This is a genomic window from Reyranella sp. (genome assembly GCF_030651995.1).
Classification (GTDB): domain Bacteria; phylum Pseudomonadota; class Alphaproteobacteria; order Reyranellales; family Reyranellaceae; genus Reyranella.
This window is the reverse complement of the sequence record NZ_JAUSBN010000049.1, coordinates 68,480-92,115: the sequence shown is the minus strand read 5'-3', so window position 1 is coordinate 92,115 and position 23,636 is coordinate 68,480. Positions and strand designations below refer to the sequence as shown.

Genomic DNA, 23,636 nt, shown 5'->3' with positions numbered 1-23,636 from the left:
GCGCTGCCGATCCACGAGATCGAGCAGCTCGCCGACGAGATGAAGGCCTCGCCCGGCAATGCCCGCATCACCGTCGACCTCGAGAACTGCCAGGTGATCTCGCCGACCGGCCGCACCATTCCCTTTCAGGTCGACGCGCGCCGCCAGCATGCGATGCTGAACGGCCTCGACGACATTGCGCTCACGATGTCTCGCCGCGACGAGATCGAGGCCTGGCAGACGTCCGACAGGAGTTCGCGTCCGTGGGTCTGGCTGTAGGCACTTGAGCCCGCTGCATCTCGCGGCAGCCCTCCTCATCGTGGCGATGTGGGGGCTGAACTTCACGGTCATCCGCTACGGCCTCGACGAGTTCACGCCCTTCGCCTTCGCGACCTGGCGCTTCCTGCTGGGCGCCCTGCCGGCCTTCTTCATCCCCAAGCCCGCGGTTTCCTGGTCCGTCCTGGCGGGCATCGGCGGGCTGATGTTCGGCGGCCAGTTCATCTTCCTGTTCTTCGCCATGGGAGCCGGCCTGCCGCCCGGCCTCACCTCCGTGCTGGTGCAGCTCCAGGGGCCGCTCACCGTCGTGCTGGCCGCCCTGCTGCTGCGCGAGCACGCGACGCGCGGACAGTGGCTCGGCCTCGCCGTCGCGGTCGCCGGCGTCGTGCTGCTGGCACGCTCGATCTCCGACGACACGCCGCTGCTGGCGATCGGCCTGGCGCTGATGTCGGCCTTCACCTGGGCGCTGGGCAATCTCGTCTTCCGCTCGGCCCGCGGGGTCTCGATGTTCGCCGTCACCGTCTGGGCGAGCGTCCTGCCGCCGATCCCGCTTGCCCTCGCCTCCCTCGTGCTCGACGGGCCGGCGGCGCTGGCCGCGCCGATCCTGGCGCCGACCTGGCTTGGCTGGTTCGTCCTCTTCTACACCGTCGTTCCCGTGATGTGGCTGGGCTACCTGATCTGGGGCACGCTGCTGCGTACCTATCCCGCCGCGAAGGTCGGTCCCGTCAGCCTGCTGGTGCCCTGCGCCGCGCTCGCCATCTCGGCCTACCTGACCGGCGAGCCGCTGTCGGCGGAGCGCCTCGTGGCCGTGGCGGTCGTGCTGGGCGGCGTCGCGCTCGGCGTCTATGCCTCGGCGCGACGCCTGCGCTGAGCACTTCGCGCGGTCTTGCCGAACACCGAGGGCGGCACCGCGCGGTTCACGACCTCGCGCAGCGCGAAGCTCGATTCGAGCCGGGCGACCCGCGGCAGGCGCGAGAGTTCGGTGCGGTGGATGCGCTCGAAATCCTCGATGTCGCGCGCCAGCACGATCACGACATAGTCGTCGCTGCCGGACATCAGGAAGCAGCGCACCACCGAGGGACAGTCGAGGACTCCCCGCTCGAATGCGGTCAGCGCCTCGTCGCTCTGGCTGTCCAGCGTGATCCGCACCACGACCGTCGTGGCCAGCCCGAAGCGGCCAAGATCCAGCACGGCCTGGTAGCCGCGGATCAGGCCCTCCTCCTCCAGCGCACGCTGCCGCCGCGCCACCGCGGTGCTCGACAGGCCGACCCGCGCGGCGAGATCGACCTGGCTCACCCGGGCATTCTCCGTCAGCTCCGACAGGATGGTGGCGTCGATCTTGTCGAGATGCATGTTCGGAATCCTGCGTGTTTTGGCCGTCCAACGTAGAATTTCGGCAGGAGGGCCACAATTCGTCTTCAGAATGCCGGGAAACAAACCTGCATTCCTTGGTTTGATGACACCCGAACCTAGCTGGAGTTTGGCCCTATGCGCGTCGGTGTGCCGAGAGAAATCAAGACCCATGAATATCGCGTCGGGCTGACGCCCGGCGCGGTCCGCGAATACGTCCATGCCGGCCACGAAGTCGTGGTCGAGACCGGTGCCGGCACCGGGATCGGAGCAAGCGATGACGTCTACCGCACGGCGGGCGCCCGCATCGCCGACACCGCCGCGGAGATCTTCTCGACCGCCGAGATGATCGTGAAGGTGAAGGAGCCGCAGCCCGGGGAGTGGGTGCAACTGCGCTCCGGCCAGATCCTGTTCACCTATCTCCATCTCGCCGCCGATCCGGCTCAGGCCAGGGGGCTGATCGAGTCCGGCTGTACCGCCATCGCCTACGAGACCGTGACCGATGCTCGCGGCGGCCTGCCGCTGCTCGCGCCCATGAGCGAGGTCGCCGGGCGTCTCTCCATCGAGGCGGCGGGCGGCGCCCTGCAGCGCCATCGCGGCGGGCGCGGCCTGCTGCTGGGTGGCGTGCCGGGCGTCAAGCCCGCGCATGTCGTCGTGCTGGGCGGCGGCGTCGTGGGCACCCACGCCGCGCGCATGGCGGCGGGTCTCGGCGCCGAGGTCGCGGTGCTCGACCGCTCGCTGCCGCGGTTGCGCGAACTCGACGAGCTTTTCCAGGGCCGGGTCCGCACGCGCTACTCGACGATCGACGCCATCGAGCAGGAAGTGTTCTCGGCCGATGCCGTGATCGGTGCCGTGCTGGTGGCCGGCGCCACAGCACCCAAGCTGGTGACCAAGGCGATGCTGAAGTCGATGAAGCCGGGCTCGGTGATCGTCGACGTCGCCATCGACCAGGGCGGCTGCTTCGAGACCTCGCACGCCACGACACATGCCGAGCCGACCTACGAGGTCGACGGCATCATCCACTATTGCGTGGCCAACATGCCGGGCGCGGTGCCGCTCACGTCCAGCGAGGCGCTGAACAACGCGACCCTGCCTTTCGGTCTCGCTCTCGCCGGCAAGGGCCTCGCCGCCATCGCCGGGAACCCGCATCTCGCCGCCGGCCTCAACGTCCATCGCGGCCGGCTGACGCACAAGGCGGCGGCCGAGAGCCTCGGCCTTCCCTACGCGCCCGCCGAGCAGGCGATCGCCGGCTGACCAATCCTCCCCGCCCTCTCTTCAGGGCGGGGAGCAAATCCTCCAGCGCATGGGTTGATTCCATCATTCCAACGATCTATGGATAATTGGATAAACAGCAAGGGACCCCATGCTCAAAGCGGCCGGCGGCCGGCACCTGGAAGAAGCAGCCCGCATGTTCGACGCCCTGTCGGACGTGGCACGCCTGCGGACCCTGATGCTGCTCGCCGACAACAACCTCAGCGTTTCGGAAATCGCCGCCGCCGAGGATGAGAAGATCACCACCGTTTCGGCGCGCCTGCAGGTCCTGCATGCCGCCCGGCTGATCGATCGCCAACGGGAGGGCAAGAGGGTCATCTACCGGATCGCCGACGATCACGTTCTCACCCTCGTCCGCAATGCCATCGCCCATGCTGCCGAGAGGCACTGAGTTTTTCACGAAAGGATGAATGTCATGTCCAGCCACGACCATAAGATCCATGCCGACCATCCGCACGCGCATGGCCCGGCCTGCGGCCATACCGCGATCAAGCACGGCGATCACCTCGACTACCTGCACGACGGCCACCTCCATCACCCGCACGGCGATCACGTCGACGAGCATACGATCGAGGTGAGCGCCCACAATCCGGGGGCCTGCACGCCCGACCATGTCTGCGCCGGCCATGACAAGAACCACAAGCATGGCCCGGGCTGCGGCCACGAAGCGGTGCCGCATGGCGACCATGTCGACTACCTGGTCGACGGGCACCTGCATCACCCCCACGGCACGCACTGCGACAACCACGGTCCCGTGGAGATCGTTCAGAAGGCCGCGTAGCGCGGACGGACGAAGGGGCGGGAGGCAACTCCCGCCCTTTTTGCTTGCGCGCGATTCCGCAGCTTGACCATTAGAAATGTTATACTGTACCAATTATAGGAGACCACCGCAGACGCCCCTGGTCCGCAGGGGATTCCCGAGAGGCATTCATGGATCAGGTTCCCGTCACAGTGCTGACCGGATACCTCGGCGCCGGAAAGACGACCCTCCTCAATCGCCTGCTGACCGAGCAGCACGGCCGGAAGTTCGCCGTCATCGTCAACGAGTTCGGCGAACTGGGCATCGACAACGATCTCGTCGTCGATGCCGAGGAAGAAGTGTTCGAGATGAACAACGGCTGCATCTGCTGCACCGTCCGCGGCGATCTGATCCGCATCATCGAAGGGCTGATGAAGCGCAAGGGCCGCTTCGATGCGATCCTGATCGAGACCACGGGCCTCGCCGACCCGGCACCCGTCGCCCAGACCTTCTTCGTCGACGAGGACGTGCGCAGCCGGACCCGGCTCGACTCCATCATCACGGTCGTCGATGCGAAGAACTTCCTGCAACGACTGGAAGATAGTCATGAAGCCGCCGAGCAGGTCGCCTTCGCCGACATCGTTCTGCTGAACAAGATCGATCTCGTCCCGGCCGAGGAGGCGGCGCGCGTCGAGGCCCGCATCCGCGCGATCAATCCGATGGCCCGCCTGCACCGGACCGATCATTGCGCCCTGCCGGTCACGGAACTGCTCGATCGCGGGGCCTTCGACCTCAACCGCATCCTCGAGATCGAGCCCGGCTTCCTCGGCGAGGACGAGCACGAGCACGACGAGGCGATCACCAGCGTCTCGCTGCGGGCCTCGCGCCCCCTCGATCCGGACCGGTTCACGACATGGATCTCCGAACTGCTGCGGGTCCGCGGCGTCGACATCCTGCGCTGCAAGGGCATTCTCGACCTGAAGGGCAGCTCCAACCGCTATGTCTTCCAGGGCGTGCACATGCTGATGGATGCCACCATCGGCCGGCCCTGGAAGGATCAGGAGACGCGTGATTCGCGCTTCGTCCTGATCGGGCGGAACCTCGACGCGGCAACTCTCAAGGCGGGATTCGAGTCTTGTCTCGCGCCGTAAGCGTACAGGTCGTCGAGAGCCCTGATGACGCCGTCCTGCATCGGATTGCCGAGCACGACGTCGCCCTCGCCATCTGGCATCGCCCCCAAACGGCAGGGCTGGCGGCCTGGCTCGATTCCCTGCCGGCGGAACGACTGCCGGAGGGCCACTTCATAGGACCGGCCGCCTGCGTGCCGGCCCGGCTCGCCGCCCTCTGCGATCTGGTGGCGCTGGCGGACAGCCCGGAGCGCCGGGCCCTGATCGACGACATTGCCGGGCTTGCACGCTGCTTCGCCGCGCGCACCGGCAGCCCTGACGTCGACCTGCGCCTCGAGGCAATCGCCCACGATGCCTGCTGGCGGTTCCATCGCGATCATGTCGGCTATCGTCTCAACGCAACCTATCGCGGGCCCGGCACGCAATGGCCGCCGCTCGAGCATGCCGCCCGGGCGCTGAAGGCCCAGCGCCGCTATCGCGGGCCCCTGAACGAATTCCCGCGCTTCGCCGCCGGTCTGTTCAAGGGCGTGGTGCGGGCCGGGACGGAAGCCATCGTGCACCGCTCGCCCCCGGTCGCCGGCAGCGGCCAGACGCGACTCTTCCTCTGCCTCAACGAGGTCCACGACGATGAATAGGCTCCCCGTCACCGTGCTGTCCGGATATCTCGGCGCCGGCAAGACGACCTTGCTCAATCACGTGCTGAACAACCGCGAAGGCCGCAAGGTCGCGGTGATCGTGAACGACATGAGCGAGATCAACATCGATGCCGCCCTCGTGCGCCAGGGCGGGGCCGAGTTGAGCCGCAGCGAAGAGAAGCTGGTCGAGATGTCGAACGGCTGCATCTGCTGCACCCTGCGCGAGGATCTCCTCGAGGAGGTCGAGCGACTGGCCGGCGAAGGCCGCTTCGACTATCTGCTGATCGAATCGACCGGCATTTCCGAGCCGATGCCCGTCGCCGCCACCTTCGAATTCGAGGACGAGGCCGGCAAGAGCCTGTCCAAGGTCGCGCGCCTCGACACGATGGTGACGGTCGTCGATGCCAGGGCGTTCATCGAGGACTACAGCTCGGCCGACTTCCTGCATCAGCGCGGCCAGACGGCAGAGCCCGAGGACACGCGGACGGTCGTCGACCTGCTGGTCGAGCAGGTCGAGTTCGCGGACGTCATCGTCGTGAACAAGGCCGATCTCGTCTCGCCCGAGGAGCTCGGCTTCCTGCAGACGATGCTGCGGCGTCTCAATGCCAAGGCCCGGATCGTCACCGGCGAGTTCGGCAAGGTGCCGCTCGACCAGATCATGGACACCGGCCTGTTCTCCTACGAGAAGGCGAGCCAGGCCCCCGGCTGGATGCAGGAGATGCGCGGCATCCATACGCCGGAGACCGAGACCTACGGTTTCTGGAGCTTCGTCTACAAGTCGCGCCGGCCGTTCAACCCGATGCGCCTCTATGCCCTGCTCAACGGCCCCTGGGACGGTGTGATCCGCTCCAAGGGCTTCTTCTGGCTGGCCTCGCGCATGAACTTCGCAGGCTCGCTAAGCCAGGCCGGCGGCATGCTTCGCCACGAAGCCGCGGGCGCCTGGTGGGCGGCGGTGAAGCGCGAGGACTGGCCCCAGGACTCGACCTGGCGCGCCACCATCCGCAATTCCTTCAAGAGCCCCTACGGCGACCGCCGGCAGGAGATCGTCTTCATCGGCACCAAGGGCATGGACCGCAAGGAACTCACGCGCCGCCTCGACGACTGCCTGCTGACCGATGCCGAGATGAAGATGGGACCCGCAATGTGGGGCCGGTTCCCCGATCCCTTCCCCGTCTGGAAAATGCCGGGACACGAATGAGCCACCGACATCCATCGGCCACCGGCCGCGACGACGGCGCGGGGAAGAGCCCGGAGGCCCGGATCGCCGAGGTCCATGCTGCCGACGTCGCCAGGGCGCGCACCCTTCTGCGGGACGCCATCGCGATGGCACGGGAGCAATGGCTTCCGGGCAATGCCATCGCCGACGCCCTCGTTCAGGAACTGATCGACCTCGGGTCGCGCGGCACGCCGCCGGCCCGGACTTCGGCCTATCTCCGCGGCGTCGCGCACCTGCTCGACGCGACGGCGGCCACCCCCAAGACGAACTGACGAGACGGCGCGACATGGCGATCCTGAGTTATCTCACCACCACGCATTTCGACTTCGGCGCCATTCGCATCCTGCCGAAGGAACTCGAACGTCTCGGCATGCAGCGGCCGCTGATCGCGACCGACCGCGGCGTCCGTGCCGCCGGCCTGCTCGATACGGTGCTCGGGGTCATTCCCGGCGCTTCGAACATTCCCGTCTTCGACGACACGCCGGGCAATCCCACCGAAGCCGCGGCGCTGGCGGCCTTCGACCTCTATCGGTCGAAAGATTGCGACGGCGTCATTGGACTCGGCGGTGGATCGTCCATGGACCTCGGCAAGGCCGTCGCCCTGCTGGCCGGCAGCGGCGGCTCCCTCGACCGCTACGATCCGCTCACCGGCGGCGCCCGCCGGATCGACCGGGTCGCGCCGGTCATCGCCATTCCCACGACATCGGGCACCGGCAGCGAAGTGTCGGTCGGCTTCGTGATCGTCATGAAGGACGGCCGCAAGCTCACCTTCGCGAGCCCGAAGATGATCCCGAGCGTCGCGATCTGCGATCCCGAACTGACCCTCGGCCTGCCGCCCGCGCTCACGGCGGCGACCGGCATGGATGCGGTGACCCACTGCATCGAGGCCATCCTGTCGCCGGTGGTGAATCCACCGGCCGAAGGGATCGGGTATGACGGGCTGCGACGGGCCTGGCGGCACATCGACAGAGCCGTGCGCGACGGCGGCGACCGCGAGGCCCGCTGGAACATGATGATGGCGTCGACCGAGGGAGCGATGGCCTTCGTGAAGGGATTGGGCGCCGTCCACTCGATGAGCCATGCCGCCGGTCGCCTGCCCGGTCTCAGGCTGCACCACGGCACGCTGAACGCCGTGATCCTGCCGACGATCCTGCGCTTCAACGCCGGCACGGCACCCGAGAAATACGAGCGGTTGGCCGAAGCCATGGGCCTCCCCGCCGGCGCCGATCTGGCCGAGGCGGTGCTGGCGCGTAACGCGAGCATCGGTCTGCCCGGCGGGCTGCGCGCGATGGGCATCACCGAGGAGATGATCCCCGACCTCGTGCCGCACGCCGTGGCCGATCTCTCCAGCCGGACCACGCCGAGGACCGTCGACGCCGAAGTCTATCGAGACCTCTTCCACGCCGCCCTCTAGGCCCGCCGTCTCCCAAGTCGGGGTACAAGCGTCATGAGAATCAGGACCCTGGGCGCCGTTCAGTCGCCTTTCTTCTGGCTCGGCCTTTCCTTGCTGGCCGCCCTGGGTTTCGCCCTCGTCTCCTCCGACGGGCTGGCGTGGCTTGCCCGCGAATCGGCGGCCTACCAGAGACAGATCCAGCACCAGCTCTCGACGTCGCTTCAGGACGTCGGCAGCGGAACGGGATCGGCGGCAGCTCTGTGGATCCTGCTGTCTCTCTGCTTCAGCTACGGGGTCGTGCACACGCTGGGTCCGGGACATGGCAAGGCCGTGATCGTCGCCTATTTCCTCGATGGTACGGAGCCCCGGCGATGGATCGAGGGCATCTTCGCCGGCGCCTGGATCGCCATCACCCACACCCTGTCGGCCCTCATCCTGGCGACCAGCCTGAAGCTCATGAGCGTCGTCGGGCTGTTCGGCGCCCTGGCTCACGCGCGGCTGGTCGAGATCGCCTCGTATCTCCTGATCCTCGCCGTCGGACTGTGGCGGCTGCGGGCCGGGTTGCGAGGCGAGGCGCCGGCCTGCAGCCACGACCACGGCGGGCACGGGCATCACCACGGGCACGACCATGGCACGCATACACATCATCACGATCATGTGCCGCCCGCACCTCACCGGGCCGATGCGAAGTCAGTCGAATTCCTGCATCGCCGCTCCGGCCTGATGCTGCTGAGCGCCGCGGGCGCCGCGCCCTGCGCCGGTGCGCTGATCCTGGTGCTCTTGTCCCTTGCGCTCGACATTCTCTGGGCCGGTATCGTCGGCGTGATCGCCATCGCGGCCGGCATGGCCCTGTCGCTCGCCGCCATCGGCATGGCCTCCATGCTCGCCCATCGGCTCATCGTCGGCGAGGAGCGGTCGGCCGCCTTCGGCCGGGCGATCGCCGTCGCCTCGTCGCTGGTGGTGATCGCCACCGCAAGCGTGCTGCTGCTCGGGGCTGTCGCCCGTCAGATGGGATGGAACTGAAGGACGGTCGGCGTCAGGAGGTCGGTTCGCCCCTCGTTCACAACGCGGCCGAGGGTTCGGGAGATCACCACAACACGAGATTCGGGAGCTGCGACTCCTGCTTCGTTTGTTTCGTTTGTTACGTTTATTTCGTTTGTTTGCCTGGACTTCCACTTTCCGGCGGCCTGCTAGAGCCGGGTCGGATTCGGTGCATCGCCGTAGACTTCGACGGGATCGAACACCCTGGCGGCTTCTTCCTGGCGCAGGGCTATCGGCCGCCCCTCCTCCCCCGGTTCCAGCGAGATCGATCGGTAGAAGCAGGAGCGGTAGCCGACGTGGCAGCTCGCCCCCGAACCGCGGACCCGAACGCACTGCCAGACCGCGTCCTGATCGTCGTCGATGCGCATGTCGACGACCTCCTGGACCAGGCCGCTCGTCGCGCCCTTTTTCCAGAGACGCTGCCGACTGCGGCTCCAGTAGTGGGCCTCTCTCGTGTCGACGGTCCGCAGCAGCGCCTCGGCGTCCATCGTGGCCACCATCAGCACCTCGCCTGAGTCGGCGTCGGTGGTTACGACGGGAATCAGTCCGTCACGGCCGAACTTCGGGGCGAGAACCAGGCCTTCCTCGACCTGCTCGACGGAAAGTCGCCTCGCCAGGCGGGCACGCTGCGGCATCGCGAACTCCTCGCAGGCAGATGATCCTGCGGCGAACTTGACGGAAGAGAGCCAGAAAGGCAACGTTATAACGTTTCTATATGTGATGCATCACGGATCAGGCGAGGCTGAAGCTCATGGTTCGATCCCCTCCATCGACGCCGCCCGAGACGACCGCACAAGTCGACCGGGCCCTTCAGGCTGCCCAGAAGGTTTGCGAACAGAAGGGACTCCGGCTCACGCCTTTGCGGACGGCGGTCCTGCGCATCATTGCCCGCTCCACCCGTCCCCTGGGGGCCTATGCGCTGCTCGTGTTGCTCCAGGACGAAGTCGGCCGGAAACACACGCCTCCGACGATCTACCGGGCGCTCGACTTCCTTCTGGAGATCGGCTCGATCCTCCGCGTCGAGAGCCGGAACGCCTATATCCTGCGGGATCGTCCCGGGTCGCCCGTGCTCTTTCTCTGCGACACCTGCGACAGCTCGGTGGCGGTCGAAAACCCCGGCCTCGCCGAGCTGATCGAAAGCAACGCGGCGACCCTCAAGTTCCATATCGCGAGGCCGGTCATCGAGTGCAGCGGAACCTGCGATCGTTGTGCCGAGGCCACGGCTGACGCGGCAATACGAGGTCATTCCGATGAACGATAGAAGAGGCATGCCCGGCGGCCCGCTCGTACCCGTGTCGCTGCTAACCGGGTTTCTCGGCAGCGGCAAGACGACGGTCCTGAACAAGCTCCTGTCGCGGGCGGAGTTCGCGCGCACTGTCGTCGTGATCAACGAGTTCGGCGAGATCGGCCTCGATCATGAACTGGTCGAGAGTTCCACCGAGGACATGGTCCTGCTGAAGAGCGGATGCCTTTGCTGCACCATTCGCGGCGACCTCGTCGACACGTTGCGCGGCCTGACCGCCCGCAAACTGAGTGGCGCCGTCGCGCCGTTCGACCGGGTGCTGATCGAAACGACGGGGCTCGCCGACCCGGCGCCGATCCTGCACACGCTGATGTCCGACCTGGCCCTCACCTCGGCCTACCGGCTGGATGGCGTCATCACGACCGTGGATGCCGCGACCGGCGATGCCACCCTCGACCGGCAGATCGAGTCCGTGAAACAGGCCGCCGTCGCCGACCGCCTCCTGCTGACCAAGACGGATCTCGTCCCGCCGGCGCAGTCGCTGGCCCTGTCGCAGCGACTGCGCCGTCTGAACCCGGCCGCCCCGATCATCGTGAGCCTGCAGGGCGAGGTCGACCCGGCCACCCTCCTCGATGCCGGATTGTACAATCCGGAGACCAAGAGCCTGGACGTGCAGCGCTGGCTGAAAGCCGAAGCCTATACGCCTGCGGAACATGAGCATGAGCATGAGCACGGGCACGGGCACGGGCACGGGCACGGGCACGGGCACGGGCACGACATCAACCGGCACGACGAGCACATCAAGGCCGTCTGCCTGACGGTGGAAGAGCCCATTGCGGCCTCGGCCTTCGACACCTGGCTGGGCCTCCTGCTGGCGATGAAGGGCCCCGACATTCTGCGCGTGAAGGGGATCGTGAACATCGAGGGCTTCGACGGGCCGCTCGTCATCCACGGCGTGCAGCACGTCTTTCACCCGCCGCTGCTGATGAAGAAATGGCCGGGCAACGACCGGCGCACGCGCATCGTGTTCATCACCCGCGACCTCGACGAATCGGCCCTGCGCGACACGTTGAGGATGTTCACCGTCGCCCCGCCACCGCCCTCCCTGGCGGCATCATGAGGTTCACCAAGCTGACGCGCCCGATCGACCCCTAACGCGGAGGGTCGACGCTCACCACGACGCTGCCACGCTTGCGGCCGGTCTCGACATAGGCGTGCGCCTCGGCCATTTGCCCGAACTGGTACCGGCGGTCGATCACGGGTCTCAGTGCGCCGGCTTCCGCCAGGGCGGCCATCTCCGCCAAATCACTGACGCGCTCCTCGGCAGGGCCGGCGATGACTCGCCGGCTGCCGGTCAACGGCGCCCACAGGGTCGCCAGCATCTCCGGGATCCCCGCGGCCACCGCGAGCAGCCTGCCTTTGTCCTTGAGCACGGGCTTGCAGCGCGCGAACGGCGTCCTGCCGACCGTGTCGACGACGATGTCGTAGGTCTCGCGGCGCGCCGTGAAGTCGTCCTTCGTATAGTCGATCACCCGGTCGGCGCCGAGCGACCTGACGAGTGCGAGGTTGTTCGAGCTGGTGACGCCGGTCACCTCGGCGCCGTGATGCTTCGCGAGCTGCACCATGGCTGTTCCCACGCCGCCGGACGCGCCGATCACCAGGACCTTGTCGCCCGGCCTGATGCCCGCCTTGCGCAGAAAGTGCAGGGAGGTCGACACGCCGAAGGGCAGCGATGCCGCTTCCTCGAACGACAGGTTGGCGGGCTTCCGTGCCAGCCTGCCGTCCTCGGGCATCGCCCGATACTGGGCATGGCATCCCATCGCGCCGCCGGGAAAGCCGAACACCTCGTCGCCGACCCGGAACCGCGTGACGTCCTTCCCGACGGCCTCGATCGTTCCGGCCATCTCGGACCCCATGATCGGTTGGCGCGGCCGTGTGAACCCGAAAGCCAGGCGCGCAAAGGTTCCGAGTCCGGTCGGAACGCACATCGTTCGCACGCGCCAGTCGCCCGAGGTCACCGTCGTCGCGTGAATCCGGACGAGAACCTCGTTGTCCCGAGGCTCGGGCTTCGGGACATCCGCCAGCTCGACGACGTCAGGCCCGCCATAGCGGCGATAGACGAAGGCTTGCATGGTCCCGGTCGCGGCATGATCTGGGGTCATGCTGCTCCCATAGGCCAACCGGCCGAAGGCTACCAGACCTTCTGCAGGCTGCACCATTCGGCGTTCTACGGCCGTCGATGCCGCTGGTAGCCGAACGCTCGACCTACCCTATTCGCCGGCCGAGCAGACGTTCGCGGTTGGATTTGAATGTCCTCTCCGCCCACGCAGTGGGGGGAGAGGAAGGGGCCCCACGCTAAGCGTGGGGGAGGTGAGGTGGGTCATGGAGCCTCACACCCCGGCAGCACGTCCGCAATCAGCACCACCTCACCTCCCCGTTGCCTGCGCAACGGGTCCCTTCCTCTGCCCCACTTCGTGGCGGAGAGGACATATGAGAGGCGGAAGCGGTCAGACCTTCTGCAGGCCGCACCATTCGGCGATGAACAGCGCCGTCGACTGGGTGATCTTGCGGATCGATTCCAGGTTCACCCGCTCGTCGAAGCCATGGACGTCGTCGGACTGAGGCCCGTAGACCAGGGCCGGCAGGCCGGCATAGAGGCCGAAGAAGCGGGCATCGGTCGTGCCGGTGGTGCGCCGGTCGTCGAGTTCGGCGCCGAACACCGTCTTGTGCGCCTCGGCCAGGATGTCGCGCACATGCTCGTGGTTCTTGAGGACATAGGGCTCGGCCTGGAAGCCTTCCCAGCTGACGGTCGGCAGGTTGTTGCCGAGGAAGGGATCGTTGGCCGCGGCCTGGCGGATCGTGTCCTCGACCTCCTGCCGGCACTCCTTGAGAGTCTGCGTCGGCAGCACGCCCACGCGCATGTCGAAGGTGCACCAGGACGGCACCGAGCTCGCCCAGTCGCCGCCGGCGATCTTGCCGACGTTGAAGTTCACCGGATGGTGATGGTCGCAGTAATGCTTGTCGTGGGCCTTCAGCGCGTTCCACTTCTTCTCGAGCTCGCGCAGCTGCTGGATCAGACGAAAGGCCGATTCGATCGCGTTCGAACCCGCATCGGCCTTGTAGACATGCACGGGATGGCCGGTGACCTTGACCTGGAACCACATGACGCCGACCTGCGCCACGGTGAGCGTGCAGCCCGACGGCTCGGGGATCAGCGCCGCCTCGGCACGATAGCCGCGCTGCAGGCAGGCGAGCGCGCCGTTGCCGGTGCACTCCTCCTCGACCACCGACTGCTGGTAGACGTCGGCCGCCGGCATATAGCCCAGCGCCCGCAGGGCACGCAGCGCGAAGACGTTCAGGATCAGCCCGGCCTTCATGTCGCCCGAGCCGCGGCCGTACATCCAGCCGTCCTTGACATAGGCATCGTAGGGATTGCGCGTCCACATCTCGTGCGGCCCCTCGGGAACCACGTCGATGTGACCGTTGAGGATCAGCGACCGGCCCTTGGGACTGGACGGACGCCAGGCGCCGACCACGTTCCAGGCATCGTCATAATCCAGTGAATGCGGCGAGTAGCCCGGCAGGTGCTTGAGGTCGTCGATCTTGATCTGCCAGCGGTCGACGCCCAGCCCGTCTTCCTTGAACAGGCGCGCCATCATGTCCTGCGCCGGCGCTTCCTGGAAACGGGTAGACGGAATTCGGACCAGATCGGCCGTCACGTTCGTCTGATCGCCGAAGCGACGATCGACTTCGTCCATGATTTTGGACTTGAGCGATGAATCGAGCATGCGCGGACTTTGGCGCAGCCCCGGTACGCCGTCTATAGTTTCGGAGGAGGAAACAAATGTACCCGGGCAAACACGCGACGACGCAGGCGTCCCATCCTGCGGTGATCATGGCCGGCAGCGGCGAGACCGTGACCTATGGCGAGCTGGAGGCGCGCAGCAACCGGCTCGCGCACCTGCTGCGCGCCCATGGCGTGACGCGGCTCGACCACTATTCGATCTTCATGGAAAACAACGCGCGCTACGTGGAGTGCTGTACCGCCGGCGAGCGCACCGGCACCTACTACACTTGCGTGAATTCGTTCCTGACCGCCGACGAGCTTGCCTACATCCTGAACAACAGCGCCTCGAAAGTGCTCATCACCTCCCAGGCCAAGCGGGACGTGGCCCTCGCGGCTCTGCCGCAGTGTCCGGAGATCGCGCTCTGCATCGTCGTCGACGGGCCCGGTGGCGGATCGGCCGGCGGCGCGAAGATCGTCAATCTCGCGGAGGCGACGACCGGCCTGCCCGCGACGCCGATCGCCGACGAATCGCTCGGGACCGCGATGCTCTACTCGTCCGGCACCACGGGACGGCCGAAGGGGATCGTGCGGCCGCTGGCCGAACAGCCGCCGTCTCAGCTCCTGCCGATCTTCTCCTTCCTGCTGAAGCTCTGGCAGTACCGCGAAGGCATGATCTACCTCTCGCCGGCGCCGCTCTACCATTCGGCGCCGCAGGCGGCGGTGAATCTCACGATTCGCATCGGCGGCACCGTGATCATCATGGAGCGCTTCGACCCCGAGCATTACCTGCAGCTCATCGAACAGTATCGCGTCACGCACACCCAGCTCGTGCCGACGATGTTCTCGCGGATGCTGAAGCTGCCCGAGGAGACGCGGAAGCAGTACGAACTCGGTTCGCTGGAGATCGCCATCCATGCGGCGGCGCCCTGCCCGGTCCAGGTGAAGGAACAGATGATCGGCTGGTGGGGTCCGATCATCCACGAATACTACGGCGCCACCGAGGGGCTGGGCTTCACCGCCTGCAACTCGCAGGAATGGCTGGCGCACAAGGGCACGGTGGGACGTGTCCTCCTGGGCGAACTGCACGTGCTCGACGATGACATGAAGCCGCTGCCCACCGGCACCGCCGGCACCCTGTGGTTCAAGACCGCGACGCCGTTCGAGTATTTCAACGACCCTGCCAAGACACGCGAGGCGCGCTCCGAGGACGGCACGATGAGCACGGTGGGCGACGTCGGCTATGTCGATGCCGACGGCTACCTCTACCTGACCGACCGCGCGACCTTCATGATCATTTCCGGTGGCGTGAACATCTACCCGCAGGAATGCGAGAACCTGCTGATCACCCATCCCAAGGTGGCCGACGCGGCGGTGTTCGGCGTCCCCAACGCCGATCTCGGCGAGGAGGTGAAGGCGGTCGTCCAGCTCATGCCGGGCGTGCCCAAGACGGGCGCCACCGCCGAGGAGCTGATCGCCTTCTGCGGCCAGCATCTCTCCCGGCAGAAGGTGCCGCGCTCCGTCGATTTCGAGGACGAGCTGCCGCGCCTGCCGACCGGCAAACTCTACAAGCGTCTGCTGCGCGACCGTTACTGGGGCAGCAAGAAGAGCCGCATCGTGTGACTCATCCGCGCGACCGGCGCTGCGAACGCGACAGCATCGCCGCGGGAATCAGGGCGGCCAGCGCGACCACACCCACGACGATGAACGTATCGGAAAACGCCAGCATCTGCGCGTTGCTTTGCAACATCGTGGCCAGATACTCGAGGGCGCCCGCCTTCTGGTGTTGGAACGGCAGGCCGCTCTTCTGCATCAGATGCTCGACCTGGGTGAGCATGCGGTCGGTCGTGCGGTTGCCCCAGTCCTGCGTCGCCGTCAGCGCATCGGCATGGAAGCGGGTGCGGATCTCGAAGAAAGCGACCATCCCGTTGATGCCGAAGGCGCCGCCGAGCTGGCGCATGAAGTTGGCGACGCCCGAGCCCTGTCGCACCTTGTCGGCCGGCAGTGCCTTCAGCGACGAGGCATTGAGGCTGGGATTGATGAAGCCCAGTCCCAGGCGGGAAAGCATGACCATGCAGACCAGCGTCCAGAAGGTCGTGTCGATGTCGGCGGTCGTCATCCAGGCGAAGCCGCCGGCGAACAGGACCAGCCCGCCGATGATCATGGTCGAGGCCGGCATCGAGTCCGACAGCCGACCCGCCAGCGGGAAGATGAAGGCCAGCATGATGCCGGCCGGCATCATCATCAGCCCGGCCTCCAGCGGTGTGAAACCGATGATGGTCTGCACGAAGACGGGAATGATGTAGGTCGAGCCCATCATGCCGGCGCCGAAGATGAAGGCGATGAGGGCCGCGGCGGCAAACTCGACATTGGCGAAGATGCGCACGTCGAGCAGCGCCCGCGGCGTGTAGAGTTCCCAGCAGACGAAGCCGACCGTCGCAGCGCTCCCGAGGACCAGACGGAACACGATGGCGTCGGAACTCCAGCCCTCGCGCTGGCCGTCGGCGATCCCCGTCATGAGGCCAAACAGCGCCGTGCAGAGCAGCGCAAAGCCCAACCAGTCGAACGGTGGAATGACCTTGGGGATCGGCCGGGTCGGCATGAAGATCATGCCCATGACGGCGGCGACGACACAGAACGGCAGCGAGATGAAGAAGACGTAGCGCCACGAGAAGTACTCGATCATCAGGCCGCCGAGGGTCGGTCCGATCGCGGGCGCAAAAACGACGCCCAGTCCGAAGACGCCCATCGCCATGCCGCGGCGCTCTGGCGGAAACACCGTGAAGATCGTGGCCATGACCAGCGGCTGGGCGACACCGGCGCTGAACCCCTGCAGGACGCGGGCAAAGATCAGCGCGTCCTCGGTCGGGGCCGAGCCGCCCATCAGGGCACCCACCGAGAAGAAGAACACCGCGCCCACGAAGGTCCGGCGCTCGCCCAGGACCCCGCTCAGCCAGGCGTTGATCAGCATGCCGGCGGTCATCGTGGCCATATAGGCCGACGACATCCATTGCGCCTTGTCCTGACCGATGCCGAAGGCGCCCATCACGTCGGGCACCGCCACGTTCACCGTGGTCATGGCGAGCACCATCGACACGACGCCCATCATGCCGGTGATGGTGACCAGCCAGCGATACGAGGGCCCGTAGCGCTCGGTCAGCGCCGCCGCGGTCTGCAGGGGAACGGCCGCGGCCGTCATGATGCGGCTACAGCATTGTCGTTGCCCATGCTTCGAGACGCTCGCTCTGCTCGCTCCTCAGCATGAGGTGGTTCTTGTTCCAACATCGCAAGCCTCATCCTGAGGAGGCCGCGGAGCGGCCGTCTCGAAGGAGGGGCAACAACATGATCGCCCGCTCCGGCCTACCGAATGTCAATTTCGACTTCGACCATCATGCCGGGCGTGAGCGGTTTCGGCATCTGGACGATGTCGATCTTGACCGGCACGCGCTGAGTGATCTTTGTGAAGTTGCCCGACGGATTGGGGGTCGGCAGGAGCGCGAAGCGCGCCGTCGTGGCGCTGCCGATCCGCGCGACCCGGCCGACGAAGGTATCCTTGGGATAGGCGTCGACGGAGACGCGCACGGGCTGGCCGAGTTTCAGCTTGCCGACCTGCGTCTCCTTGATGTTGGCCTCGACCCAGACCTCGTCCGGATTGTGCAGCATCAGGATGCGCTGGCCCGCCGCCACATACTCCCCCGGCAGGGTGAAGGTGCGGTCGATCACCGCCGGGATCGGGCTCTTGATCGTACGGTCCTCGACATCGACCTGCTGCTGGCGCATTTGCGCCGCCAGCGCAGCGACCTGATGGGTCAGCGCCTCGATCTGCGCATCGATCACGCCCAGCCTGTCGTGGCCGACCCGCGCCTCGCCGAGGCTGCCCTCGGCCTGCTCGTGCTCGGCCTGGAGCTGCAGGATCTGGATCTCGAACTTGGTGACCGCCGCCTGCGCCATCTGGAGCTGCCGCTCGTTGACGACCTTGCTGGCGAACAGCGTCCGGCTGCGATCGAGTTCGAGCCTGGCGAAATCGAGGTCGGCCTGCAGGGCGGCCAGCGCCTTCTCGCGAACCGTGATGGTCGAGGTGCGTGTACGCATCGCGGCATCGGCCTGGTTCTGGTCGAGCTTGCGCTCGGCGCGCAGTCGCGCCCGCTCGACCCGGACGCCTTCGATCTGCGCGCGCAAGCCGTCGACACGCAGCTTGGCCGCGCGGTCGTCGATCCTGACCAGGGTCTGCCCCGCCTCGACGCGCATGCCCTCGCGCACCGCGAGGTCGACGATCCAGCCCTCGGCGCGGCTCGACACCGTAACGATGTCGGCCGTCACGCGGGCATCGTATTCGTAGACATGGGTGAGACGCAGATGGACCTCGCGGCCGCCATAGGCGACCGCCGCGATCAGCAGGAGACCGATGACGATGAAGCGTGGCCGCACCAGGGCTCGCATGAGGCCGGATGTCCGGCTCACCCGCGCAGGAGGCGCCACGCCGACCGCCGGCGATGCGGGCGGTGTCTTCAGGGAGGGCGGCGGCACCGACTGATCCACGACCTATCCTGCCGCTCTCAACCGGGGTTTCGCGCTGTTGTCATCGAAGAAGAATAAGGCGGAAACATTTGGCGGGCCAACGATCTTCACGTGAAGGCCTCGCCTTGCTGCAGCGCGCGCACTGCATGACGCGCGCCGTTCCGCATCCGTGCTCGGCGCACTTGCAAAAACGAACGGTCGGGTCGACCCTGATTTGGCAAGCTCGCCGGACACCTCTCGCAGAGCAAAAATTCACAACAGGAGCCGTCGTATGCCCGATGCTTCCCACGCGCCCGCGCCTCGTCAGCCCGATGTCGCCCCGCTTGATGTCGCGATCGTCGGCGGCGGACTGGCCGGCCTCTACGCCATCCATCGCCTGCGCAAGCTGGGACTGAAGGTCCGGGCCTACGAGGCAGGCTCCGGAATCGGCGGCACCTGGTTCTGGAACCGCTACCCCGGCGCGCGTTGCGACGTCGAGAGCCTGGAATATTCCTACAGCTTCTCCGACGAGCTGCAGCAGGAGTGGAAGTGGCCGGAGCGCTACGGCACGCAGCCCGAAATCCTGAAGTACATCAACCATGTCGCCGACCGCTTCGACCTGCGCCGCGACGTCCAGCTCGACACGCGCATCAAGGCCGCCACCTTCGACAGTGCGACCAACGAATGGACGCTGCGGACCGACAAGGGCGAGGTGGTCCGCGCGCGCTATTGCATCATGGCGGCGGGCAATCTCTCGACGCCGCGCGTGCCCGACTTCAAGGGCATCGGGAGCTTCAAGGGCAAGTGGTACCATTCGGGACTGTGGCCGCATGAGGGTGTCGACTTCACCGGCCTCCGGGTGGGCGTCATCGGCACGGGCTCCTCGGGCGTCCAGATGATCCCGTTGATCGCCCGGCAGGCGAAGCACCTGCATGTTTTCCAGCGCACCGCCAATTTCAGCCTGCCGGCGCGCAACGCGCCGATGGAAGAGGAGCGCGAGCGCCGTCACAAGGCCGAGTATCCGGCCCGGCGCCGCGCCGCCTACGACACGCCCTTCGCGATCGGCGGCTATCCGCGGCCGACCAAGTCGGCCCTCGAGGTCACCGAGGAGGAGCGCAACGCCGCCTACGAGGCCAAGTGGCAGGAAGGCGGCAGCATCAGCTACCTCTATACCTACACCGACCTTCTGGTGAACAAGCAGGCGAACGACACGGCCTCGGAGTTCGCCCGCAACAAGATCCGCGGCATCGTGAAGGACAAGAGGACGGCCGAACTGCTGGCGCCCAAGGACCATCCGATCGGCACCAAGCGCCTCTGCCTCGATACGAACTATTACGAGACCTACAATCGCGACAACGTCGTGCTGGTCGACGTCCGATCCGATCCGATCCAGGAGATCACCGAAAAGGGCGTGCGCACGGGCAAGGAAGAGTATGAGCTCGACGCCATCGTCTTCGCCACCGGCTTCGACGCCATGACCGGCGCGCTGCGCGAGATCGACATAAGGACGAGCGACGGCGCGGTGCTGGCCGACCATTGGGAGGGCGGTCCCCTCACCTATCTCGGCCTGATGGTCTCGCGCTTTCCCAACATGTTCGTCGTGACCGGCCCCGGCAGCCCCGGCGTGAAGACACAGATGATCGCCTCGATCGAACAGCACGTGGACTGGATCGCCGATGCGCTCGAGCATCTGGGCAAGCACCAGCTCGACCGCATCGAACCGTCACCTCAGGCCGAGGCCGAATGGGTCGGGCACGTCAACGCGGTGGCCGACAGCACCCTCTATCCGCTGGCCAATTCCTGGTACGTCGGCGCCAACATCCCGGGCAAGCCGCGCGTGTTCATGCCCTATGTCGGCGGCTTCGACCGTTACAAGAAGCGCTGCGACGAGGTCACGGCCGGCGGCTACGAAGGCTTCACGCTCAGCGGACACAAGGCCGAAGTCGCTTGAGCGCCACCTTCGTCCACCACCGCATCGAAGCCGCACCGCGTCGCTGGCAGGCGGTTGCCGACCAGCTCTCGGACGAAGGAGCACGGCAGGTCGGGGAGACCGGGGGCCAGCTCTACGGCGCCTGGCGCAGCCAGATCGGCCGGCCGCGCGACGAGGTGCAGGCGATCAGCGTCTGGCCACAGGGGATCGCGGCGGCGGCGGCCGAACGTGCGCTGCTGGCGAATACTGACGACGTCCGCGCGGTGACCAGCGAAGTCCTGACCCCCACGCTTCGCCCGACCGACACGGTGCCGCCGACCCGCCAGGGCAACTACGCCTTCCGCTGGTTCGCCGTTCCCGAACCGAACTGGCCGGAGTTCCTCGACCTCTGTGCCGCCGCCTGGCCCGGCTTCGAGGGCGCCTACGATTCGCAGGTGATCGGCCTCTGGCGGGCGAGCGGCGACCGCACCGGCACCGGCCCGGACGAGGTGACCGGCGCCGGCCTGCACGGCGGCGTGCGCAGCCTGCTCCTGACCCGGCGGCCCAACCTCGCCATGTGGGAGCGCTCCAAGCTGCCCGAAGGCGCGGCCGAGGCGGCGGTGCGCGACAAGCTCAGCCGCCGCTACGACCTCTGCGACTGGACCGTGGTGTCCACGGCGACCCTCCTGACCGCCGCCGACCGCGCCGATACGGCTCGCTGGACCTGAGGGGGCCGCTGGACTCGAACGGCCCTGGCGCCTATCTCGACGCCGCCATGCCGACGCTGCGCTCCCTGGAAGCTCTCGAAAGCGAGGGCCTCCTGTCGCCCGATCCGCGGCTGCAGGAAGCCGCGCAGTCCATGGCGATCGCCATCACGCCGGAGATGGTGGCGCTGATCGACCGTTCGCGCCTGGCCGACGATCCGATCGCCCGGCAGTTCGTGCCGAGCGGTGCCGAGGCCGAGGTGGCGCCGGCCGAGCTCGCCGACCCGATCGGCGACGAGGCGCGGTCGCCCGTGAAGGGCATCGTCCATCGCTATCCCGACCGCGTGCTGCTGAAGCCGCTGCATGTCTGCCCGGTCTATTGCCGCTTCTGCTTCCGCCGCGAGAAGGTGGGCCCGGGCGGCGAAGCGCTGTCGGCCGACGAGCTGGCGGCAGCGCTGGCCTATATCCGTAGCCGGCCGGAAATCTGGGAGGTGATCCTGACCGGCGGCGATCCGCTGATGCTGGCGCCGCGCCGCCTCGCCGAGCTGATGGCGGCGCTCGACGCGATCCCCCATGTGGCGATCGTGCGCCTGCACAGTCGCGTGCCGATCGTCGACCCCGAACGGGTCACCGGTGAGTTGGTAAGGGCGCTGCAGCCCGGCCGGGTCAGTGTCTGGCTGGCCGTCCACTGCAATCACGCCCGTGAGCTCGCGCCCTCGACCCGCGCCGCCCTGTCACGCCTGGCCGACGCCGGCCTGCCGCTGATGGGCCAGACGGTGCTGCTGAAGGGGGTGAACGACACGGTCGAGACCCTGGAGCAGCTCATGCGCACGCTGGTGACCGCCCGGGTAAAGCCCTATTACCTGCATCATCCGGACCTGGTGCGTGGCACAGGACACTTCAGAGTGTCGATCGCGGAGGGACAGGCGCTGGTGAAGGCCCTGCGCGGCCGCCTTTCCGGGCTGGCCCAGCCGACCTACGTGCTGGACGTGCCCGGCGGTCACGGAAAGGTCCCCGTCGGACCCTCCTATCTGGCCGACGATCCGGGGGCCCTGAGGGTCGAGGACGTGTTCGGCGGGCAGCACCGCTACCCGTCCGACTGACCCTCCAGCCATTAGATTTTCTCGAGGTCGCCTCAGCGACGGGCAGCCGGCGCCACGGCCGGGCGCCCGGTGCGGGCCTGCGGCGCGGCCAGCTCCTCGACCAGCCATTCCTCGAAGGCCTTGGTCTTGGGGCGGCTCACCGAGGCCGGCGGGCAGACGAACCACCAGGCCTTGCCGCTGTCGACGATCTGCTCGAACGGCTGGAACAGCCGGCCCACGGACAGCTCCTCGCGGAATAGTTGTGGCGGGCCGACCGCCACACCCGCGCCTTCCATCGCCGCTTCGACCGCGATCATCGTCGAGTCGAAGGTGAGCACGCGCTTGGGCTTGAAGTCGCCGAGGCCCACGGCCCGCAGCCAGATCGGCCATTCGGGATCGTGCGTCATGTCGATGAAGGGCACCCGCTTCAGATCGTCGAGCGTCTTCAGCTTGTCGTGATAGCGCTTGCCGCAGAGTGGCGTCAGCACGTCGCTGAACAGCCTCGTTGCATGCAATTCGGGCTCCGGCTGCACGGTGAACCTGATCGCACAGTCGACATCCTCGCGCGCGAAGTCGACGCGCTTCTGGCTCGTCGTCATGCGCACTTCGATCTCGGGATGCTTGGCCTGGAAGCGATGCAGGCGCGGCACCAGCCAGCCCAGCGCGAAGGTCGTGACCAGGCTCACGTTCAGCGTGCCCGAGTTGGCCTTGCGGCCGACCCGCTCCAGCGCGTTGGTCATGCGGTCGAACGCGTCGCGCAGATCGGGCAGCAGCGCCTCGCCTTCACTGGTGATCTCGAGGCCGCGCGGACGGCGCACGAACAGCGCGACGCCGAGCCTCTCTTCGAGCGCCTTCACCTGGTGGCTGACGGCGGCCTGGGTGACGTGAAGCTCCTCGGCGGCATGCGTGAAACTCGCGTGACGGGCAGCGGCCTCGAAGGCGCGCAAGGCATTCAAGGGGAGTTGCGAACGGCTCATCTAGGACACTTGATCATAGAAATTCTATGCCTCCCCCGAGCTTTCATCCTTTGCAAGTATCCACAGGATACAGCAAATTCAGGCTAGAAACGAGGCGCAACTGCCGATCCCCGGCCCCATCGCCTCAAGCGGAGCTAAGTCATGTCGATCGTATCCAACGTGCGGGTCGCCCGCGCGGATGTCCCCTCCTTCTCGTTCGGCCGCGCCGTCGCGCTGCTGGCGGGCACGGTTGTGGTCGGGATCGAGAAAATCATGACCCGAGCCGAACTGGCCCGCTCGCGACATCAGTTGGCCCAACTGGACGAGCGGCTGCTGCGGGATATCGGCGTCGACCGGGCGACCGCCCGGTTCGAGGCGACCAAGCCCTTCTGGTCCTAGCCGGAATTGCCGGCGGGCGGCGGATAGAGCAGGT

The 23,636-nt window shown here is 67.0% G+C and carries 24 protein-coding genes and 1 pseudogene; 18 read left to right on the top strand and 7 right to left on the bottom strand.

Going from position 1 to position 23,636, the window contains the following annotated elements:
• A pseudogene (locus tag Q7V45_RS14915) lies at positions 1 to 258 on the top strand (3-isopropylmalate dehydratase small subunit); the annotation flags it as partial.
• A gap of 4 nt (positions 259 to 262) precedes the next feature.
• A complete protein-coding gene (locus tag Q7V45_RS14910; RefSeq protein WP_304853472.1) occupies positions 263 to 1,126 on the top strand; it encodes an EamA family transporter in 864 nt (287 codons plus the stop codon).
• Here the strand turns inward: Q7V45_RS14910 and Q7V45_RS14905 are convergent.
• Entirely contained in the window at positions 1,099 to 1,608 is a 510-nt protein-coding gene (locus tag Q7V45_RS14905) for an Lrp/AsnC family transcriptional regulator (RefSeq protein WP_304853470.1), read from the bottom strand. The genes Q7V45_RS14910 and Q7V45_RS14905 overlap by 28 nt on opposite strands.
• Positions 1,609 to 1,743: 135 nt before the next feature.
• Between Q7V45_RS14905 and ald the strand changes: the two genes are divergently transcribed.
• The 9 genes from ald (at position 1,744) to Q7V45_RS14860 (ending at position 9,010) form a co-directional block, all read left to right on the top strand.
• Complete coding sequence (gene ald / locus Q7V45_RS14900; protein ID WP_304853467.1) at positions 1,744 to 2,859, top strand: alanine dehydrogenase; 1,116 nt, start codon at positions 1,744 to 1,746, stop codon at positions 2,857 to 2,859.
• 109 nt (positions 2,860 to 2,968) lie between these two features.
• Positions 2,969 to 3,268 (top strand): helix-turn-helix transcriptional regulator, encoded by a 300-nt coding sequence (locus Q7V45_RS14895; RefSeq protein ID WP_304853464.1) that lies wholly within the window; start codon positions 2,969 to 2,971, stop codon positions 3,266 to 3,268.
• Positions 3,269 to 3,292: 24 nt separating this feature from the next.
• Entirely contained in the window at positions 3,293 to 3,658 is a 366-nt protein-coding gene (locus Q7V45_RS14890; RefSeq protein WP_304853461.1) for a hypothetical protein, read from the top strand.
• Between the two features lie 149 nt (positions 3,659 to 3,807).
• A complete protein-coding gene (locus Q7V45_RS14885) occupies positions 3,808 to 4,767 on the top strand; it encodes a GTP-binding protein (RefSeq protein ID WP_304853458.1) in 960 nt (319 codons plus the stop codon).
• Entirely contained in the window at positions 4,752 to 5,378 is a 627-nt protein-coding gene (locus Q7V45_RS14880; protein ID WP_304853456.1) for a DUF1826 domain-containing protein, read from the top strand. The genes Q7V45_RS14885 and Q7V45_RS14880 overlap by 16 nt, the downstream gene beginning before the upstream one ends.
• Positions 5,371 to 6,576, top strand: coding sequence for a zinc metallochaperone GTPase ZigA (gene zigA / locus Q7V45_RS14875; RefSeq protein WP_304853452.1), 1,206 nt, complete (start codon positions 5,371 to 5,373; stop codon positions 6,574 to 6,576). The genes Q7V45_RS14880 and zigA overlap by 8 nt, the downstream gene beginning before the upstream one ends.
• Complete coding sequence (locus Q7V45_RS14870; RefSeq protein ID WP_304853449.1) at positions 6,573 to 6,866, top strand: hypothetical protein; 294 nt, start codon at positions 6,573 to 6,575, stop codon at positions 6,864 to 6,866. Before zigA ends, Q7V45_RS14870 begins: the two co-directional genes overlap by 4 nt.
• Before the next feature lie 14 nt (positions 6,867 to 6,880).
• Positions 6,881 to 8,008, top strand: a complete 1,128-nt coding sequence (locus tag Q7V45_RS14865) for an iron-containing alcohol dehydrogenase (protein WP_304853446.1) — start codon at positions 6,881 to 6,883, stop codon at positions 8,006 to 8,008.
• A 33-nt stretch (positions 8,009 to 8,041) separates the two neighbouring features.
• On the top strand, positions 8,042 to 9,010 hold the full coding sequence (locus Q7V45_RS14860; protein WP_304853443.1) for a hypothetical protein: 969 nt from the start codon (positions 8,042 to 8,044) through the stop codon (positions 9,008 to 9,010).
• 167 nt (positions 9,011 to 9,177) lie between these two features.
• Here the strand turns inward: Q7V45_RS14860 and hisI are convergent, their stop codons facing one another.
• Positions 9,178 to 9,663: a phosphoribosyl-AMP cyclohydrolase gene (hisI, locus tag Q7V45_RS14855; RefSeq protein WP_304853440.1), complete on the bottom strand. Its 486-nt coding sequence runs from the start codon at positions 9,661 to 9,663 to the stop codon at positions 9,178 to 9,180.
• 116 nt (positions 9,664 to 9,779) lie between these two features.
• Between hisI and Q7V45_RS14850 the strand changes: the two genes are divergently transcribed.
• Together Q7V45_RS14850 and Q7V45_RS14845 are read left to right on the top strand one after the other, a co-directional pair.
• Positions 9,780 to 10,289 carry a transcriptional repressor gene (locus Q7V45_RS14850; RefSeq protein ID WP_304853437.1) on the top strand — a complete coding sequence of 170 codons (510 nt, stop codon included), beginning with the start codon at positions 9,780 to 9,782 and terminating at the stop codon, positions 10,287 to 10,289.
• A complete protein-coding gene (locus Q7V45_RS14845) occupies positions 10,279 to 11,391 on the top strand; it encodes a GTP-binding protein (RefSeq protein WP_304853434.1) in 1,113 nt (370 codons plus the stop codon). Before Q7V45_RS14850 ends, Q7V45_RS14845 begins: the two co-directional genes overlap by 11 nt.
• A 31-nt stretch (positions 11,392 to 11,422) precedes the next feature.
• Here the strand turns inward: Q7V45_RS14845 and Q7V45_RS14840 are convergent, their stop codons facing one another.
• Together Q7V45_RS14840 and Q7V45_RS14835 are read right to left on the bottom strand one after the other, a co-directional pair.
• Entirely contained in the window at positions 11,423 to 12,433 is a 1,011-nt protein-coding gene (locus Q7V45_RS14840; protein ID WP_304853430.1) for an NAD(P)-dependent alcohol dehydrogenase, read from the bottom strand.
• Positions 12,434 to 12,778: 345 nt separating this feature from the next.
• On the bottom strand, positions 12,779 to 14,059 hold the full coding sequence (locus Q7V45_RS14835) for an ArgE/DapE family deacylase (protein ID WP_304853427.1): 1,281 nt from the start codon (positions 14,057 to 14,059) through the stop codon (positions 12,779 to 12,781).
• 56 nt (positions 14,060 to 14,115) lie between these two features.
• Here Q7V45_RS14835 and Q7V45_RS14830 point away from each other — a divergent pair, with 56 nt between their 5' ends.
• Complete coding sequence (locus Q7V45_RS14830) at positions 14,116 to 15,678, top strand: AMP-binding protein (RefSeq protein ID WP_304853424.1); 1,563 nt, start codon at positions 14,116 to 14,118, stop codon at positions 15,676 to 15,678.
• Position 15,679: 1 nt separating this feature from the next.
• Here Q7V45_RS14830 and Q7V45_RS14825 read toward each other — a convergent pair whose 3' ends face one another.
• Both Q7V45_RS14825 and Q7V45_RS14820 read right to left on the bottom strand, forming a co-directional pair.
• A complete protein-coding gene (locus Q7V45_RS14825) occupies positions 15,680 to 17,254 on the bottom strand; it encodes a DHA2 family efflux MFS transporter permease subunit (RefSeq protein ID WP_304853421.1) in 1,575 nt (524 codons plus the stop codon).
• A gap of 161 nt (positions 17,255 to 17,415) precedes the next feature.
• Positions 17,416 to 18,594: an HlyD family secretion protein gene (locus Q7V45_RS14820; RefSeq protein WP_304853418.1), complete on the bottom strand. Its 1,179-nt coding sequence runs from the start codon at positions 18,592 to 18,594 to the stop codon at positions 17,416 to 17,418.
• Positions 18,595 to 18,844: 250 nt separating this feature from the next.
• Here Q7V45_RS14820 and Q7V45_RS14815 point away from each other — a divergent pair, with 250 nt between their 5' ends.
• From Q7V45_RS14815 to Q7V45_RS14805, 3 genes are read left to right on the top strand one after another with little or no spacing between them, the layout of a single operon-like run.
• A complete protein-coding gene (locus tag Q7V45_RS14815; protein ID WP_304853415.1) occupies positions 18,845 to 20,503 on the top strand; it encodes an NAD(P)/FAD-dependent oxidoreductase in 1,659 nt (552 codons plus the stop codon).
• Entirely contained in the window at positions 20,500 to 21,189 is a 690-nt protein-coding gene (locus Q7V45_RS14810; protein ID WP_304853413.1) for a hypothetical protein, read from the top strand. The genes Q7V45_RS14815 and Q7V45_RS14810 overlap by 4 nt, the downstream gene beginning before the upstream one ends.
• A 47-nt stretch (positions 21,190 to 21,236) precedes the next feature.
• On the top strand, positions 21,237 to 22,268 hold the full coding sequence (locus tag Q7V45_RS14805) for a lysine-2,3-aminomutase-like protein (protein WP_304853411.1): 1,032 nt from the start codon (positions 21,237 to 21,239) through the stop codon (positions 22,266 to 22,268).
• Between the two features lie 32 nt (positions 22,269 to 22,300).
• Here the strand turns inward: Q7V45_RS14805 and gcvA are convergent, their stop codons facing one another.
• Positions 22,301 to 23,224, bottom strand: coding sequence for a transcriptional regulator GcvA (gene gcvA, locus Q7V45_RS14800; protein ID WP_304853408.1), 924 nt, complete (start codon positions 23,222 to 23,224; stop codon positions 22,301 to 22,303).
• Positions 23,225 to 23,365: 141 nt separating this feature from the next.
• On the opposite strand from gcvA, the gene Q7V45_RS14795 reads away from it, so the two are divergent.
• Positions 23,366 to 23,602: a DUF1127 domain-containing protein gene (locus tag Q7V45_RS14795; RefSeq protein ID WP_298309725.1), complete on the top strand. Its 237-nt coding sequence runs from the start codon at positions 23,366 to 23,368 to the stop codon at positions 23,600 to 23,602.
• The last annotated feature ends 34 nt before the right edge of the window (positions 23,603 to 23,636 follow it).

What these genes read in the sequence shown, in the direction of transcription:
- Q7V45_RS14905 (WP_304853470.1), bottom strand. Translation starts at nt 1,608, where the DNA reads ATGCATCTCGACAAGATCGACGCCACCATCCTGTCGGAGCTGACGGAG.
- ald (WP_304853467.1), top strand. Translation starts at nt 1,744, where the DNA reads ATGCGCGTCGGTGTGCCGAGAGAAATCAAGACCCATGAATATCGCGTC.
- Q7V45_RS14895 (WP_304853464.1), top strand. Translation starts at nt 2,969, where the DNA reads ATGCTCAAAGCGGCCGGCGGCCGGCACCTGGAAGAAGCAGCCCGCATG.
- Q7V45_RS14890 (WP_304853461.1), top strand. Translation starts at nt 3,293, where the DNA reads ATGTCCAGCCACGACCATAAGATCCATGCCGACCATCCGCACGCGCAT.
- Q7V45_RS14885 (WP_304853458.1), top strand. Translation starts at nt 3,808, where the DNA reads ATGGATCAGGTTCCCGTCACAGTGCTGACCGGATACCTCGGCGCCGGA.
- zigA (WP_304853452.1), top strand. Translation starts at nt 5,371, where the DNA reads ATGAATAGGCTCCCCGTCACCGTGCTGTCCGGATATCTCGGCGCCGGC.
- Q7V45_RS14870 (WP_304853449.1), top strand. Translation starts at nt 6,573, where the DNA reads ATGAGCCACCGACATCCATCGGCCACCGGCCGCGACGACGGCGCGGGG.
- Q7V45_RS14865 (WP_304853446.1), top strand. Translation starts at nt 6,881, where the DNA reads ATGGCGATCCTGAGTTATCTCACCACCACGCATTTCGACTTCGGCGCC.
- Q7V45_RS14860 (WP_304853443.1), top strand. Translation starts at nt 8,042, where the DNA reads ATGAGAATCAGGACCCTGGGCGCCGTTCAGTCGCCTTTCTTCTGGCTC.
- hisI (WP_304853440.1), bottom strand. Translation starts at nt 9,663, where the DNA reads ATGCCGCAGCGTGCCCGCCTGGCGAGGCGACTTTCCGTCGAGCAGGTC.
- Q7V45_RS14850 (WP_304853437.1), top strand. Translation starts at nt 9,780, where the DNA reads ATGGTTCGATCCCCTCCATCGACGCCGCCCGAGACGACCGCACAAGTC.
- Q7V45_RS14845 (WP_304853434.1), top strand. Translation starts at nt 10,279, where the DNA reads ATGAACGATAGAAGAGGCATGCCCGGCGGCCCGCTCGTACCCGTGTCG.
- Q7V45_RS14840 (WP_304853430.1), bottom strand. Translation starts at nt 12,433, where the DNA reads ATGACCCCAGATCATGCCGCGACCGGGACCATGCAAGCCTTCGTCTAT.
- Q7V45_RS14835 (WP_304853427.1), bottom strand. Translation starts at nt 14,059, where the DNA reads ATGCTCGATTCATCGCTCAAGTCCAAAATCATGGACGAAGTCGATCGT.
- Q7V45_RS14830 (WP_304853424.1), top strand. Translation starts at nt 14,116, where the DNA reads ATGTACCCGGGCAAACACGCGACGACGCAGGCGTCCCATCCTGCGGTG.
- Q7V45_RS14825 (WP_304853421.1), bottom strand. Translation starts at nt 17,254, where the DNA reads ATGACGGCCGCGGCCGTTCCCCTGCAGACCGCGGCGGCGCTGACCGAG.
- Q7V45_RS14815 (WP_304853415.1), top strand. Translation starts at nt 18,845, where the DNA reads ATGCCCGATGCTTCCCACGCGCCCGCGCCTCGTCAGCCCGATGTCGCC.
- Q7V45_RS14805 (WP_304853411.1), top strand. Translation starts at nt 21,237, where the DNA reads ATGCCGACGCTGCGCTCCCTGGAAGCTCTCGAAAGCGAGGGCCTCCTG.
- gcvA (WP_304853408.1), bottom strand. Translation starts at nt 23,224, where the DNA reads ATGAGCCGTTCGCAACTCCCCTTGAATGCCTTGCGCGCCTTCGAGGCC.
- Q7V45_RS14795 (WP_298309725.1), top strand. Translation starts at nt 23,366, where the DNA reads ATGTCGATCGTATCCAACGTGCGGGTCGCCCGCGCGGATGTCCCCTCC.